18 protein-coding genes and 1 pseudogene are annotated in these 15,697 nt (G+C 34.7%); 6 read left to right on the plus strand and 13 right to left on the minus strand.

Features of this window, described 5'->3' with window-relative positions:
* Positions 1–3: 3 nt before the first annotated feature.
* The 4 genes from SJY24_RS21770 to SJY24_RS21785 are packed head-to-tail and all read right to left on the minus strand — an operon-like array spanning position 4 to position 4,941.
* Positions 4–1,266: an MBL fold metallo-hydrolase gene (locus SJY24_RS21770; RefSeq protein ID WP_377866178.1), complete on the minus strand. Its 1,263-nt coding sequence runs from the start codon at positions 1,264–1,266 to the stop codon at positions 4–6.
* The gene (locus SJY24_RS21775; protein ID WP_377866179.1) at positions 1,263–2,933 is read right to left on the minus strand and encodes an ABC transporter permease; all 1,671 of its coding nucleotides are present in this window, start codon (positions 2,931–2,933) and stop codon (positions 1,263–1,265) included. Before SJY24_RS21775 ends, SJY24_RS21770 begins: the two co-directional genes overlap by 4 nt.
* A gap of 12 nt (positions 2,934–2,945) precedes the next feature.
* Positions 2,946–3,971, minus strand: a complete 1,026-nt coding sequence (locus tag SJY24_RS21780; protein WP_242399808.1) for an ABC transporter substrate-binding protein — start codon at positions 3,969–3,971, stop codon at positions 2,946–2,948.
* A complete protein-coding gene (locus SJY24_RS21785) occupies positions 3,949–4,941 on the minus strand; it encodes an ABC transporter ATP-binding protein (RefSeq protein WP_377866180.1) in 993 nt (330 codons plus the stop codon). The genes SJY24_RS21780 and SJY24_RS21785 overlap by 23 nt, the downstream gene beginning before the upstream one ends.
* 161 nt (positions 4,942–5,102) lie before the next feature.
* On the opposite strand from SJY24_RS21785, the gene SJY24_RS21790 reads away from it, so the two are divergent.
* The gene (locus SJY24_RS21790) at positions 5,103–5,996 is read left to right on the plus strand and encodes a LysR substrate-binding domain-containing protein (protein ID WP_377866181.1); all 894 of its coding nucleotides are present in this window, start codon (positions 5,103–5,105) and stop codon (positions 5,994–5,996) included.
* 40 nt (positions 5,997–6,036) lie between these two features.
* On the opposite strand, the gene SJY24_RS21795 is transcribed toward SJY24_RS21790, so the two are convergent.
* Positions 6,037–6,561 carry a COG3014 family protein gene (locus SJY24_RS21795; protein WP_377866182.1) on the minus strand — a complete coding sequence of 175 codons (525 nt, stop codon included), beginning with the start codon at positions 6,559–6,561 and terminating at the stop codon, positions 6,037–6,039.
* 126 nt (positions 6,562–6,687) lie between these two features.
* On the minus strand, positions 6,688–7,956 hold the full coding sequence (locus tag SJY24_RS21800) for an MFS transporter (protein ID WP_377866183.1): 1,269 nt from the start codon (positions 7,954–7,956) through the stop codon (positions 6,688–6,690).
* A 118-nt stretch (positions 7,957–8,074) separates the two neighbouring features.
* Between SJY24_RS21800 and SJY24_RS21805 the strand changes: the two genes are divergently transcribed.
* The 5 genes from SJY24_RS21805 (at position 8,075) to SJY24_RS21825 (ending at position 11,024) form a co-directional block, all read left to right on the plus strand.
* Entirely contained in the window at positions 8,075–9,289 is a 1,215-nt protein-coding gene (locus tag SJY24_RS21805) for a helix-turn-helix domain-containing protein (RefSeq protein ID WP_377866184.1), read from the plus strand.
* 66 nt (positions 9,290–9,355) lie between these two features.
* Positions 9,356–9,535 carry an H-type small acid-soluble spore protein gene (locus tag SJY24_RS21810; RefSeq protein ID WP_001025736.1) on the plus strand — a complete coding sequence of 60 codons (180 nt, stop codon included), beginning with the start codon at positions 9,356–9,358 and terminating at the stop codon, positions 9,533–9,535.
* 186 nt (positions 9,536–9,721) lie between these two features.
* Positions 9,722–10,057 carry an antibiotic biosynthesis monooxygenase family protein gene (locus SJY24_RS21815; protein ID WP_377866185.1) on the plus strand — a complete coding sequence of 112 codons (336 nt, stop codon included), beginning with the start codon at positions 9,722–9,724 and terminating at the stop codon, positions 10,055–10,057.
* 2 nt (positions 10,058–10,059) lie between these two features.
* A complete protein-coding gene (locus SJY24_RS21820; protein WP_377866186.1) occupies positions 10,060–10,653 on the plus strand; it encodes a dienelactone hydrolase family protein in 594 nt (197 codons plus the stop codon).
* Positions 10,654–10,664: 11 nt separating this feature from the next.
* Positions 10,665–11,024 carry a hypothetical protein gene (locus tag SJY24_RS21825; RefSeq protein WP_002135440.1) on the plus strand — a complete coding sequence of 120 codons (360 nt, stop codon included), beginning with the start codon at positions 10,665–10,667 and terminating at the stop codon, positions 11,022–11,024.
* Positions 11,025–11,051: 27 nt separating this feature from the next.
* Here SJY24_RS21825 and SJY24_RS21830 read toward each other — a convergent pair whose 3' ends face one another.
* The 7 genes and pseudogenes from SJY24_RS21830 to SJY24_RS21860 form a co-directional block, all read right to left on the minus strand.
* A complete protein-coding gene (locus SJY24_RS21830) occupies positions 11,052–11,450 on the minus strand; it encodes a DUF5367 family protein (protein WP_071733758.1) in 399 nt (132 codons plus the stop codon).
* Entirely contained in the window at positions 11,443–12,027 is a 585-nt protein-coding gene (locus tag SJY24_RS21835) for a TetR/AcrR family transcriptional regulator (RefSeq protein ID WP_071733756.1), read from the minus strand. Before SJY24_RS21835 ends, SJY24_RS21830 begins: the two co-directional genes overlap by 8 nt.
* A gap of 87 nt (positions 12,028–12,114) precedes the next feature.
* Positions 12,115–12,285 (minus strand): DUF3951 domain-containing protein, encoded by a 171-nt coding sequence (locus SJY24_RS21840; protein WP_002011981.1) that lies wholly within the window; start codon positions 12,283–12,285, stop codon positions 12,115–12,117.
* A gap of 62 nt (positions 12,286–12,347) precedes the next feature.
* Entirely contained in the window at positions 12,348–12,659 is a 312-nt protein-coding gene (locus tag SJY24_RS21845) for an AzlD domain-containing protein (protein ID WP_000425945.1), read from the minus strand.
* On the minus strand, positions 12,650–13,354 hold the full coding sequence (locus tag SJY24_RS21850; RefSeq protein ID WP_377867294.1) for an AzlC family ABC transporter permease: 705 nt from the start codon (positions 13,352–13,354) through the stop codon (positions 12,650–12,652). Before SJY24_RS21850 ends, SJY24_RS21845 begins: the two co-directional genes overlap by 10 nt.
* Before the next feature lie 13 nt (positions 13,355–13,367).
* The gene (locus tag SJY24_RS21855; protein WP_377866187.1) at positions 13,368–14,204 is read right to left on the minus strand and encodes a TrmB family transcriptional regulator; all 837 of its coding nucleotides are present in this window, start codon (positions 14,202–14,204) and stop codon (positions 13,368–13,370) included.
* A gap of 178 nt (positions 14,205–14,382) precedes the next feature.
* Positions 14,383–15,605, minus strand: a pseudogene (locus tag SJY24_RS21860) (LLM class flavin-dependent oxidoreductase).
* Positions 15,606–15,697: the final 92 nt, after the last annotated feature.

Raw genomic sequence — 15,697 nt, forward strand, 5'->3', positions numbered from 1 at the left:
ATTTTAAATTACTTCTATACGTTCCATTGCAAGTGAATATATATTTTCATATCCTGCTGTACTAAGGTTTTGCTGTAATCGATCCGTATCCTCTTTAAGAGCATGTACTAGCACCGTATGTTCTGGTGATAATATATTTAACATCGCCTTAACGTCACTTATACTTTGATGAACTTTATACGGAACTCGATTCACCCTACATTCTCTACCTATACGTTCTTTCATCAACTTTTCAGCAAAACTCCCTTTCGCAATATGTCCAGTAAAGATAATGGAATTTCGTTCTTCATGCCGAAGTTGTTCATAATATAACTGCGCTCGTTTCGTTTGCATATTCGCATCACTCATTACAACTATTCCGTAACTATTTTGCATACATATATCATTATCCATAACTATTATGTTTCTTTTTAAACTCTCCAGAATCCGCTCAAGTTTTTCATTATTTTTCAGCCAATCTTTATATATGAACATCTCTTCAAAACCGACCAAAATTTCTTTATCTACTATAAGCGGAAATTCTTTATATCGTTCATATAAATAAAATACTATATCTTGCGCCCTACCAAGTGGAGGCAGTGGTAGTAATGCTATTCCTTTATTTTGCGCAACTCGTTCAATTTCTGCACATAGTTCGTCTAATCTTTCAATTTGCGAAACATCATCAGTGTGGTAAGCAGCATCTACAATTGCGATTTTTATATCTTTTCGTAATTTCTCAGGTAAATTAGCTCGTAGTATATTGGATTCTGCTGAATAGTCCCCAGAATAAAATACGTATGTATTACACATATCCACTAAAAACCAAACAGCTCCTAATACATGTCCACTATACCCCCATTGAAACCGCAATGCAGGAGTAATTTGTATCCATTCATTCGGATTACTAATCTCATCAATACACACATAATTTAAATCTTTAATATTTTGGTCGTTATAAGGTAAATTCCACCCTTGCGTCAGATTGTAGCTTCTCCATTTTTCAAAATAAGCTGGCAGTCGATCCTTCGTATAACGAGTTGTCCAAATTTTTTTCTTATATCCATACTTCGTCAATAAAGGTAAACCCATCGTATGATCTTCATGAATATGTGATAAAAATACCGCATCTAAAAATGGAACAACTTCTCTCTCTATTTTTGGATAACTATCCTCATACGATCGATTAATACCACAATCAAATACGATTTTCGTTTCTTTATTTTTTACAAAATAGCAGGAACGACCGTATTCTCCTGCTCCTCCCCATACTTCTACCCTCATCATGCTACCCCTTTTCGTTTTTGCTCCATATGTTGCAGAAGTAATAAGCACATTGTTGTAAGTCCAACAGAAACAACGGCCATCGCCATTCCTATAGATACTTCCCCCTGTTCAAATTGAGCAAAAATAAACGTTGCTGACGTTTCTACTGATGGAGGTAGTACGAGAAGCGACGCTACTAACTCTCTTATCGAAATTGTAAATGTCATCGCCCAACCAGCAAGAATTCCTGGAATAATAAGAGGCAATATTATTTTTCTAAAAATATAAATATAATTCCCAGAAAAAACGCTTCCCGCCTGTATAAGAGAATCATCAATTTGTCCGAGCGAAGCTTTTACATACTGCACCGTATAAGGTAGAAAAAGAACCACATACGTTACGATAACCATGACAGGTGTATTGTAAATTGACATAGGCATATATGGTGAATTCCAAAATAAAATAAGCCCTACAACCATCACTATTCCTGGTACCATATTCGGTAACATACCGCACATATCAAGCCATTTTTCAGAGGACTTTTTCCCCTTTCGAATCATAAGCGCCAAAAATACGCCAATAATTACAGCAACAATCGCTGTTATGAGTGAAAAAAGAAAACTGTTCCATAAAGCTTCTAATCCTGGAGAACCCATTGTAAACAATGCTTCATAATGGCTCGTTGTAAAGTTATTTAAATATAAGCCACCACCTCTTAATTTCGACAATGAAGCGATCAGTATAGAAAAGTACGGAATGCCAATTGCAACTATTAGTAAACCAATTACATAAATCCATGCTATAACGCGCGCAAATATAGACAAAGTATACCTTTTAGATTTCACACCTTTTCCACTAACCATGGCATATGAATACTTTCGATTCAATACATTTTGCATATACCAAATAAGCATACACGCACTTAGTAATAAAGAAGATAATGCTGTTGCACTACTAAAATCAATCGGCCAACTCGAAATAAATTTATGGATTTCTGATGTTAACACGTGGAATCCTATTCTACGTCCGAATGTAGCCGGTGTTCCAAATTCAGCAATCGTCTTTACGAAAATAAGTAAAGCACCCATCACATAACTTGATACCAATAACGGCAATATTATTTTTCTTAAACGGTAGAGGAAGCTTCCGCCATGAACTGCTGCAGCTTCTTCTTTACTACTTCCAATTTGAAGTAACGTGTTTTTTAACATGAAATAAAGAAATGGAAATAAATGCAGACTCATAATTAAAACCATACCGCCTAAACTAAAAAACGATGATGAAATCGGCTTTAAAGCCGGAAAAAATTGTTCAAAATAGCCGTTAGGTTGCATGAACAAAATCCATCCCATCGATCCGATATAGGGCGGGGTCATAAATGGAATCATAAAAACAATATCTAACTTACTATACTTTCCTACATCTGTTTTGCTCATAATGAACGCCAATGGAAATGCAAATATGGTAGCTCCTATTACAACGAGTACACCTAGTAGCATCGAATTTAGAAAAATCCCAGCTAATCCACCACTCTTCATGACTTCAAAAGGCTTTAAAAAATTCCAACCGCTATTTTCATATACACTAGAAAATAAAATGAGACAAAGCGGAATGACGATTAACATCGCCACAAGTAACAACGCTACCGTCATTCCAACTTGTCTTACTGATACGAATCGATTTACCATGTAATCACCATCTTATTGAAATACTTTCTTAAATTGTTTTCCTATTTCATCTTGTTCTTTCTCAACTGTTTTCCAATCAATATTTAATACTGGAATCTCTTCTACATTTGGTCTATTTTCAGCTTTTATATCTGTTCTACCTGGCAATAAATACGCTTTAGAAACTTGTTTTTGCACATCATCTGATAATAAATAATCAATAAACTCTTTTGCACCTTCTACATTTTTACTATCCTTCATAATGCCTGCCGCACGTGGACTAATGACTGTTCCGCTTTTTGGATATACGATATCAACCGGTTCACCCTTTGCTTTTGCACTATACGTCATATAATCAACACCCGCAATTACCATATCTTTCGCACCTGTTACAACTGGATCTAACGCTTCTTGGTTTGCCCCTGCTACTGTAACTTCATTTTTCTTAAGCTGTTCAAATAAATTCCATCCATCTTTTCCATTCTTTTTCACGTATCCTGTTACAAAGTCTAAAGCCGATCCTGAAAGTGCTGGATCTGGAAGATTCACTTTCCCTTTCCATTCTCCTTTCGTTATATCGCTCCAATCTTCAGGCGCTGTCTTCACATTTTTTGTGTTGTACACAATTCCTAATGCTGAAGCACTATACCCGAAATAATGTCCTTTATCATCCGACCATTCTGGACGAAGCTTATCAGCTTGTTTCGCTTCTTTATAAGCTAACGTTTGACCATCTTTCTTTAATCCTTCCATCGCTGGTAAAGAAGCGAGTACGACAACGTCAACTACTGGATTTTTCTTTTCAGCTTCCATTCTCGCTAAAATCTTACCAGTTGTTCCTTGAAACATTTCCACTTTTATACCGCTTTTCTTTTCAAAGTCCTTTTGAATTTTTTCTGCTAATCCTTTTGGCCCTGCACTATATACAACAATTTTCTTTTCATTAGTATTTTTACTTTTTGCATCTGCACTACCTGTCTTTGAACTACAACCTGTTACTACTGCAGAAAATAGTAAAGTACATACAAATAAAGACTTAAGCGAACTGAATTTCTTCATACGATTCTCCCCCTATATGATGAATACATTTTTTTGGTACATATAACGATACCGGTTTACCGACGCTTAGCTTACTATTGTGATAAGCTGTCCATACACCGAGTGTCCCCATATTTACTTTCACTTCATAACGTTCTCCTACATATGTAACATGCTGAATTTCACCTGTATACGTATCGCACACGTCATTTTTTGTCCAGTTCACGTGCTCCGGACGAATCATTTGTTTATTCTCTACAAGCCAATTTGCTTTGCCAACAAACTTTGCAACAAATTCATGAGACGGTTTCACATAAATGTCTTCGGGTGTTCCTTTTTGTAATACTTCACCCTGTTTCATGACAATAATTTGGTCTGACATTGACATAGCTTCTGTTTGATCATGTGTTACATACAATGCCGTTAAACCAATTGAATGAACGATGTCCATAAGTTCTAATCGCATTTCTTCTCGCAAAATTGCATCAAGTGCACTTAACGGTTCATCGAACAAAATAAAATGAGGCTTTGTTACAATTGCTCTAGCGAATGCAACACGTTGCTGCTGTCCACCTGAGAGTTCATGCGGATACCTTTTCTCCATACCTTGCAAACGAACTCGCTTTATTGCATCTTCTACCTTTTCTCTTAATTGATTCGTTTGCTTTGTAGCCCTTAAACCAAATGCAACATTTTCAAATACAGTCATATGCGGCCATAAAGCAAAATCTTGAAATACCATACCGATATTCCGTTCATGAGGAGACGTTTTTATTTTTTTTGTCGAAGAATACATGCACTTATCTCCAAAATATATTTCACCTTTATCTGGTTCTTCAAGCCCTGCAATCATTCTAAGTAAAGTCGTTTTCCCGCATCCTGAAGGTCCTAAGAGTGTAGTGAATTCTCCTTTTTTCATTACAATCTGTAAAGGCTTTAACGCCTGCGTTTTTCCAAATGCCTTTTCTAATCCATGAATTTTAATATCCATCGTTTCACCTCTCTCCCCTCATTCTTAACCTGCTTTCATTCTATCTGGAAGATTTATACTGAATGTTAATGTACTGTAAAGATTAAATTAAAAAATCTCTAATAAACTATTTATTTCTATAGATTTTTTCTATAGTTAGAAGAAAAAGGGGCCCACTTATCATGAATCTCTTAAAATTAGAAGTTGTAGTGCTTATTAAGAAATACAAAAAACTTACGATTGTTGCAGAAAAACTTGGCGTTAAACAACCTACTATTACCTTTCATATAAAAAGCTTAGAAGAAGAACTCGGTGTGTCTTTATTTGAATTACGTTCTGGAAGATATTTTTTAACAGAGGCTGGCGAGGCATTGCATCATTATGCTTGCAAAATAGATGCACTTATGAAAGAAGCTAGACGGGTCACACAAGAGTTTAAAGATTTTAATAAAGGCGCTATAACAATTGGTGCTAGTTATGTACCAGCGACTTATCTTTTACCAGAAGTCGTTCACCAATTTCAATGCGAATTTCCCAATGTAAAAATAACACTTATGGTAAAAACAGCTCCTGAAATTCGAATGATGCTACAAAATCATGAAATTGATCTCGGGGTAATTTCTGCGGCACCATTTGATGAACCACTTTTAAAACAAACGAATATAATACCTGATACACTTGTTCTTGCTTTCTCCAAAGAACATCATTTTTCTAAAAAAGAAAATGTATCATTACAAGATATCGAGAAGGAGCGTATACTATTGCATCGTAACCCATCTACAACGAGAGATTTACTTACACAATGGACGTTAGCACATAACATTACATTCCAATCTGAAATTGAATTAGATTCATTAGAAACGATGAAACAAATTTTAAAATATGGTAATGGGGTTGCCTTTATTTCAAAACTTGCTATTGAGCAAGAAGTACAACGAAATGAGCTATGCTATATACCGATCCCTGATTTTGAATTTCAGCGTAATATTTATACCATTCATCATGAGGACAGATGGAATTCTAAAATAATTTCTTTTTTACTACATAGCATTACTTCTTTTGCAGAAAAAAATTAAAAGGCTGTCGTTATACACGACAGCCTTTTAAACTATAACTCTATTTGTTTTTCTTTTCCTCAATTTTTGCTTGTGCCTCTTCAGCCTTATCTAATGCTTCTGAAACTTTTTTCTCTTTTTCCTTTACATCATCTATACTATCAACAGCTTTAATTAATTTATCGATTCCTTCTTCATTTACCTTTTTTCGTTTCGCTACTCTTTCATTTACTTTCTCTTCCACATCTTTTGCTTTTTGAAGCATATTCTCTGCATTTGATGTCACAGCTTTTTCAAGTGCATCGTCTTTTTTCTTTTGCAACACTTCATTTGCAATGTCTTTCGTTTCTAAATACTTACCATCTTTTAATGCTGTCGCACCGCGATCCAATAACTGAGCGACTTCTTTATATGCCTTCGCCTCATTTCCTGTTTTCTCTTTTTCCGCTTTTTCAAACCACATAATCGCATCACTATATTTTTCATTTTTCAATGATTGCATACCTGTTTCAATATACGTGTCATAATTACTGCATCCAGCCATTACGACTAATAGAAAAAGCATAACAAAACTTAATTTTTTCATGATGTTTTCTCCTTTTCTTTGCCTGCTCACCTTACTGTAACACACATGAAAAAGAGTTTCAAAAACTAAAATACTAATTCGGTCATTTTTATAATGATAAGTTAAATTTTTATTATTTTCTTATTTTTAAGCCGACACATCCACTTGTTTTTTCGCCATATGTTGCTTTACTCCAACTAATACAACTAACAATAATCCTCCGCCTATTGTCATCATAACAATGCTAGTTGGCAACATATCTAATAATAATCCATATACAATCATACCGAGTGGTGCGATTGCAGTAGCAATTGTTTCAAGTAGGCCGAACACACGCCCTAAATAGCTCGGATCTGTCGTCTTTTGCATATGTACTTGCATCGGAATATTTACAATCATAATTGATATACCAGTTAACATCATAAAAGCAATATAGTAAATAAAACTTGCCACTTTTGGAATGGTAACTAACAACGGGAAGACTGTACATAAACTTAAACCCGCAAACAAAAACAGTCCCGTATAAATAGAACGAAACAGATTATTTACTTCTTTACGCACTGATAAAGCAACCGCACCCATAAGCATCCCGACTGCTAACATTCCCTCTACAGTACCGAGTTGCTTTGAAGATAGATGCAATGTATGGACGATAATATATGGAAGTGCTACGGTTAGCCCACACGCAAAAAAGTTTACCCACAGCGCTATTTTCATTAAACCATATATTTCATGCTGTCGTTTTACATATGAAAAACCTTCTTTTATACTCGTCAAGAAATGCTCTTTACTCTCAGCCACTTCTTTTTTGTATAAATCAAATACGATAAATAATTGCACAATCACTGCTAAAAAGAATGTAATACTATTTAATAAAAAGAACGACTTAATTGAAAAGAAACCAAATACAACTCCGCCAATAATCGGTCCTAAAATATTTGATAAAGAAGCCGCCGTTTGATTTAAAGCACTCGCTTTTTGAATACGCCCCTCATCTACTAAATTAGGAATAGACGAAGTTAATGCAACAGAATAAAAACTTGCACAAATTGATAATAATGCTGCTGAAACATAAATAAACAGAAGTGATGGTCCAAATGTAGTTGCAAGAATAAACATAGTAAGCATCGTTAAGCTACTTAATAAATCAGTGCCAATGACAAGCCACTTACGATTCACGCGGTCAGCTACAGCACCCGCAATCGGACCACAGATCATCCTTGGAAGTGATCCACAAATAAGCGTAGTAGCAAACCCCATCCCTGAACCAGTAGTCTTTAATACGTATAACCCCATGGCAAATGTATAAATTCCCGCTCCTAATAAAGAAGTCATCTTTCCAATCATCATTAAAATAATATTTCTCGTTGCAATCTTCATTCTTGTATCATGTTGTCCTATACTTACATCCCCCATAATGACTCTCTCCCCTTAAAAGTTAAATTGTGTTAAACTTATTATATAATCAACTTTCCAATTTTTACAACAAAAAGTTAAATACAATTTAACTTTTCAATTATAAAGGAGCAATAATATGGCAACTCTCGGTGAAAAAATTAAAGCGTTACGTAAAGAAAAAAAACTTACACAAACAGAGCTGGCAGGTTCGAAACTTACAAAAAGTATGCTTAGTCAAATTGAAAATGGAAAAGCTACACCCTCCATGAAAACATTACAATATATCGCTGAAAAACTTGAATGTGAAGCGAGTTTTTTATTAGAAGATGATGATGGAGAAATTGTAGAACTCATTACAAAAATGGAGCAACTCATAAAGGAAAACAAATGTGATGAAGTGTACGAGACTTTACTACCTATCGTTCAAAAAGAGCTCCCTTCTACTTTAAATACGGCTCGTATATACAAACAATTCGTAACTGCTGCGGTGATTATGAAAGATTACAACATTGAATCTTACGTAGAAAAAGCTGTTTCTATTTTCGAAAAATATAAGTTATACCGAGACAGTACGGAAACAAAATTAAAATTATCTTTTGCGATATTCACACGTAAAAAGTATGCAGAATGTTTACAACTTATATCTAATATTAGAAATGATTATGAAGAGAAACATTTAGAAATGGATCTTATTATACATATTGATTTATGTTTATATGAAGCCATCATATTACTAGCATGTGGCGATTATGAAAAATGTGAAGAAACGATATTAGAGACACTCGCATTTTCAAAAAAACATCAAGTGTATTATAAAACAGATGTATTTTACCGGATTTTATCTTACCAAAAAGTCATTACAGTTGATAAAGAGCGTTATTTATATTACATAAAAAAATCTGAGCAATTTGCCATTTTTACAGAAGATACTCTATCCATTGCGATGACTAATATTTTAAAAGCTTACTACTACAACACGATTACTAATGAATATACAATCGCATTAAAACATCTAGAACAATATCGAGAAAAACTAAAAGATCAGCCCATTTTTCAAGACGACGGATTGTATTATCTTGAAAAAGGAAAATCTTTATACGGATTAAAACGTTACGAAGAAGCTTTAGAAGCATTGCAACGTGCTATTATACCGGATTATATGAACCATCCATTGGATCAATCGTGGCTTACAACAGCAGGTGCATATCGTGCACTTTGTTACGTCAAACTGAATGATAAAAAAAGAGCTCTTGAAGAAGCAACAAAAGCAAATGAGAAAATACAATCGTATCCGGATTCTATTTTCTCTTCATTTATTAAAGAAACATTACAAATAATACAAAAACTTTAAGAATGTCTCTAAATGGTATATTATTCCTCCTTTTTAGCAAAGATAATAATGATGGGAGGAATATAAATGAATATACAACGCGCAAAAGAGCTTTCCGAGTCATCTGAAGAAGCCAATGTCAGTTTCCAAGGCATGCCTGTTATGATTCAACACGTTGACGAAAGCAACGAAACCGCCCGCATATATGAAGTAACAAATCCAAAACGCGAATTAACAGTTCCAGTTAATAGCTTAGAGGAAATATAAGCAATGCCACTTCAATTTTCTGAAGTGGCATTTTTCTTACTTTAGATTACTTAATATAAATTCCTTCTACCCTCTGTTTTACAACACCTAAAAAAATAAGAATCTTCTACTTCTTTTCTTTTTTTAACCTGCTAAAATACAAACTATGAATGAATTATTCGCACTATACATTAAGGGGGAAAGATAATGAAATCTGATTTAGAAAAAAACAAGCCCTATTATGCAGTTATATTCACTTCTAACCTTTCAAATGATACAACAGATTATAGTACCGTTGCCGAAAAGATGGAGGACCTTGCGAAACAGCAACCTGGATTTTTAGGTGTAGAAAGCGCACGAGGTAATGCAGGATTAGGAATTACAATTTCTTATTGGGAATCACTTGAAGCAATTGAAAATTGGAAACAGAACGCCTTACATAAAGAAGCGAAAAAAAGAGGCCGTGAGCAATGGTATGAAAACTTCCACCTGCGTATCTGCCTTGTTGAGAAAGAATATAAGTTTCATAGAGGTACATTGTAACTATGAAGAAAAAACTAGCTCTCGTTGCTATTCATGAAATATACGGTGTGAACGATCATATGCATCGTGTTATTGACCACTTCAATACATCTCATATAGATGTATTCTGTCCTAACCTTTTACAACTACAAAATTCATTTCATTATAGCGATGAAGAAAAAGCATATCAATATTTTATGAATCATATTGGATTTGGTTATGGGAAAGAACAAATTAATGAGGTAATTTCTACCCTTTCAAATGATTACACGCATATAGGACTTATCGGCTTTAGTGTTGGGGCTACCATCGCTTGGCTCTGTAGTAACAATCCAAAAATAGATTTTATCATTGGATGTTACGGTTCCCGTATACGTGACTATGTTCACATTAAACCTACATGTGCTACATTACTTATTTTCCCTGAGCAAGAAGCTAGTTTTTCAGTATCCTCTTTAATGAAAACATTGCAGCAACAAAGGAATCCGCTATTAGAAATAAAACAACTACATGGCGAACATGGATTTTTAAATCCATCCGCAGTAACATATAACGAACAATCTACAACGCAAGTATACAAAATAATAGATTCGTTTCTTATGAAAACTATGTTGTAAAGGAGTTTCATATGCCACTAACATTACTATTGCTCATTTTCATAATCATTCCCTTTATTTCAGCATTAGCTCTCATTTTTATGACAGTTAAAAAAGGAAATTTTTTAAACAGACCATACTTACAATCATTCATCGTATGTGCTCTATTTTTTGCGAATTGGATATTATATTTAACAAATTTTTATTCATTGCTACCTGAGAAGGTTAGTCGATTTATATTTCTACCTATTTGGTTTTTCCTTTGCGTTTTAGGTTTTATCGTTTTCGCACGCGAATGGAAAAACAATCGTGTTTTTTCCATATCTATCGGTTTTCTTTCTTTTATTAGTTTTCTATTTGGATTATTGTTGTTAGTTCTTTCGGGAATGTAATTGTTGTAAAGAGGAGAAAACACCTCTTTACAACAATTTTTTTCGTTCCATAACTAAAGGAATTATTAAATAGAAAGCATAAGCAATAACCATCCAAATGGTAAATGATATGATCTGCTGTGAGGATAATTGTGAAAATATATTAGAAGAGTTATACAAGATGTAAGAATCTAAGGTTAAACCAATTACTGTGCCACATATACCTAACTTAATAACTGCATATTTCGAAGTGTCCAGTTTTTGATATAGCCACATTACAAAGTATAAAGCTATAGCTGTTCCTAATTCGAGAAACGTCATTTGTAGAAAAAATTCATTTGAAGTGTATTCTAATAAAACTGAAGATCCGAAAACAATAAAAAATGCTGAGGCAAAAAACCATATCCCAATAGAAAATAAAATAGTGAGCCACAGTTTATTATGCACTCCCACTACCTCCCTCTTGTAGCGCTATAAACTTTTCCATGAGCATGTGCAAATCACCATATACTTTATCTGTAGAAAAAGATGGATTGAATAAGACTTGTAATGCCAGCCCGTCAATTAATGCATTACATAAAATGCTCCACGTTTCAGTTGAAATTTGTGATGTGATTGCATCCCCTATTTTTGTATCTAAAGCTCCTTTTAACTCTTGATTTTCATAATGTAACAGTTCGCCAATTTTTTCTTTCATCGCATCATTTTGTAGCCCACTAGCTACTAATTGAAAAAACAAATGATGATACATTGAATCTTTCACACATCTACTTTTAGCAGATTGTAAAGCATTTTCTAGCTGTACATCCTTTCCTATCTGTTCCCACGACTCTTTACAAAACGATTCAGTGACTTCAAGCAATAATTGATCCTTCGTTTTAAAATGATAATATACGGTACCTTGTGTAACTTTAGCATTTTCTGCGACTGCTTTTAACGTTAATTTTTCCATCCCATGCTCTGTAATAATTTCTTTTGCTGCTTCTAGTAACTTCTGCTTGTTCACAACATTCGGCTTTGCCATTTATATCACCACCTTTTAAGTTAGTTGAATAACTAACTTAAATTATACAGAAAAATCAGATAAAACAGAAGGAAGAAAAGCCTATATTCAACTTTTCTTCCTTCTATTTTTACCTTTAGATTTTATTGTCATAGTTTCACAAGGTGTATAATAAATTTGAGGTGTCGCCTTATCCACAAACATCATAAACGTAATAAAGCCGATAATAAAGAAAATAAATAAAGTTAATAAAATTGCTCCTATCGTTAAAAGTATCATAACACCACCCCTATATGTTTCATATTATTACACTGTTCGCTATTATATGAATGGAATCCTTTTTAGAAAAAGAAACGTAACAAAATAATCACAATGACGCCTGTTAATACTGTCCCTAATAGACTACGAGTATATATTGCAACAAGAAATGTTGGAATTGCTGCAATAAGGTAATCCCACTGCACCGTCTCGTGCATAAATAGTACTTGAGCTAAAAGTGCTGCTAATATTGCAATTGGTATGTAATTCAACCATTTCAAACCCCAGTCTGGAATTTGTAGTTTACTAAATACGAGAAGAGGTAAAATACGTGGAACGAGTGTGACAGCTCCTGCTGCTAGTAAAAGTAATAATACGTCTAATCTCATTTCCATTTTTCAATCACCACTCCAATCGTCGCTGCTAGTAATGTTGCGATAATAACTGCTATACTATCTGGCATAAATAAGTGTGAAACGTATGCAATAATAATAGCTACAATTGCAACACTTAGATGAATTGCCAGTTTCGGTTTACTACTTATTAGCTGAAGTACAAATAATCCGATAAACATCGCTGGTAATGCATAATCCATCCCGTACGTATGTGGATCTGGTATCCATTCACCAAAGAGCCCTCCGATAATCGTAGCGATAATCCAATTTAAATATGCTGTTACGTTTAGTCCTAGCATCCACCTTTCGCCTAAATAACCTTTTTGCGCTGCATGCTGCACTGCAACGCCGAAAGTTTCATCTGTAATTTGCGAACCGATGATCAAGTTTTTAAATAGAGGAATTTTCGTAAAGTAGGGTGCGAGCGCTGCGCTCATTAAAAGGTGCCGTAGATTAACAAAAAATACGGTAAAAATAATTGCCGAAGCCGGAGCACCAGCTGCATACATACCAGCTAATATAAATTGGGCAGAACCTGCATAAATTAAAGTGGACATAAAGGCAATTTCTATAATGGAAAAACCCGCTGTTTTTGCAATAACACCAGCCGCTATACCAATACTCAAATATCCAAATACAGTCGGTAAACAATCCTTTACGCCTTGTTGAAATGTATCCTCGCTCTGCAATGTCATATGTGCTTGAGCTTTATTCACCTTTCTCTCCCTCCATTTCTTCCATACTACGTTTTCCTGTTACAACATGAACTAAATCTATATTTTCTCGCCATAACGTATCTAACTTATCAGCTCCAAATTCCTTTGTAATCTCTTCCACCATAATGTCGTGCCGCACATACTCCGTAGCAACGAGAACTAAAGCTGGATCATACGTTGTCACGGCCCATGAAGTGCTATCATTTGAGAAGTTAGCAATTAACACTTCTTCCCCATCACGTGCGATAACAGTTAAATGACCACCCATTCTCTTTTCAACAACGTGAGGCGTCATATAATTATGATGAAATGTCGCTCCTATTTTTGTTTCTGGGGCACCAAATAAGATTGAAAATATATGTACTCCTTCCGCTTCCTTTGTATGAATAAGCGGTTCAATCTCATGCACTTGATCTGCCCATACAGAAATCCATAACTCTTCCTTTGCTCTATTAATTATATTACATATTTCTTTTAAAACACGATCATTCGAGCGAATATGCGAAATTACATCAATTTGTCGCTCCTGCTCTAAACAATTTAATTTTCGATTTAAAAATTCAAAGGATTTTTCAAAGTCTTTTCGCATTCGATCCATTAATTCAGTAGCTGGTACTGGTACATATTTCACTGGTTCAGAAGGAACTAAATGTACTGCACCTTTATCCATCAACTTGCCAAGTACCTCATAAATCATCGAACGAGGTACGCCTGTTTGTTTACTCACTTCATAACCTGTTACTGGGGAATGTTTTAATAAACCAATATATGCTTTACATTCATATTGAGAAAAACCTAACTTTTGTAATTCTTTTATAATTTCATCCATCGGTAATCCCTCACAATCCAAATAACTCACATTTCAAAACGATGCATTTTTTATTAGTAGTTATTACTATACCTACCAATATAAAAAAGAAGACCTGTAAAGTCAATTAATAATTCTGAAATTTCATAACAAAACAAAAAGCCTTCTTGTGAAAGGCTTTTTGTACATACTATTCCACTTATTTTAACTGCAAAGTATTTGATATGTTCCCCTCCAGATGCTCACGTAAGGTTGAACCTGTATACTCTTCCCTAAACACACCTGCTCTCACGAATAAAGGAATGACTTCACTAAAGAATAAATCCAATGATTTTGGAGGTCCCCCTGGAATTGCAATAAATCCATCTAATGCTCCGGCTTCAAACCTATCCATAATTTGCTTACAAACGTCTTGTGATGTGCCAACCGCTACCCAATGAGCAGAGCCAACAACTTCTGGTCGCTCCAGTATTTGTTCAACAGTTGGCTCATTTTTAACGATGTAATTCCGTAATAATTCGGCATGTGTTTTACTACGCACAGTTTGCTCCCTGCTTGGCAGCATATCTTCAGTTACCTTACTTTCTAACGGAATCCCCCTAACGTCTAGTCCGAGAACCATTTCAAGTAAAGCGTATCTCTTCTCTTTTGTGAGATGTTGATGAGCTTGCCTGTGCATTTCTAACGCTTCTTCATATGTATCGCCAATAAAGAAATATAAACCAGGCAATACACGTATATCATCGGACTGACGACCATGTTGCTCTGCTCTTCTTCTTAAATCTTGACGAAGTTCGATTCCTGACTCTACATCTGGCATTGCGGCGAAAATTGCATCCGCAACAGAAGCAGCGAAATTCCGGCCAGACTCTGAAGCACCCGCTTGAAATAAAGGCATTTCCCCAGAAATATGTTGCGGAACATTAAGTGGACCTTTCACCTCAAAATACTCACCACTATGCTCAATAGGCTTTACCATCTCTCTAATTACATCTGTGTTATCTTCTTTCAAAACCTCATAAGGATGACTCCTCCAAAGTTTTCTGCACCATCAATTGATGTGACAATGTTCCAACCTACTCGGCCATTACTAATCCAATTTAAAGATTGTAGTTGCCTCGCTAGTATGTATGGTGGATAAAATGATGTTGAAGCTGTCGTAACCACTCCAATTTTTTCTGTTGCATACGCAATAGCAGTAAACAATAATGTCGGATCTAAAATTACATTCCCCTTATTACGAGCAATTAAATCAGGGTGTGCCACTAAATAATCTGCTTTAAATACAAAATCTAACTTAGCCTTTTCTGCCCGTTGTGCTAACTCTACTTGTTCATTGATTCCTGAATCAAACTTATTCTCTTGTTCTTTCTTTCTAGAAATCAAACATATTCCAATGCAAAGTTGTTTTTTTGTAGACATATGTACACACCTTCCCCTTATTTTTAATTCACCTAGTTAATCAATAGTTACTACCATCACATCTTGTATTTTTTTATAACGCAATTAGTGAT

The organism is Bacillus sp. R86525, from assembly GCF_042466195.1.
GTDB classification, from domain to species: domain Bacteria; phylum Bacillota; class Bacilli; order Bacillales; family Bacillaceae_G; genus Bacillus_A; species Bacillus_A nitratireducens.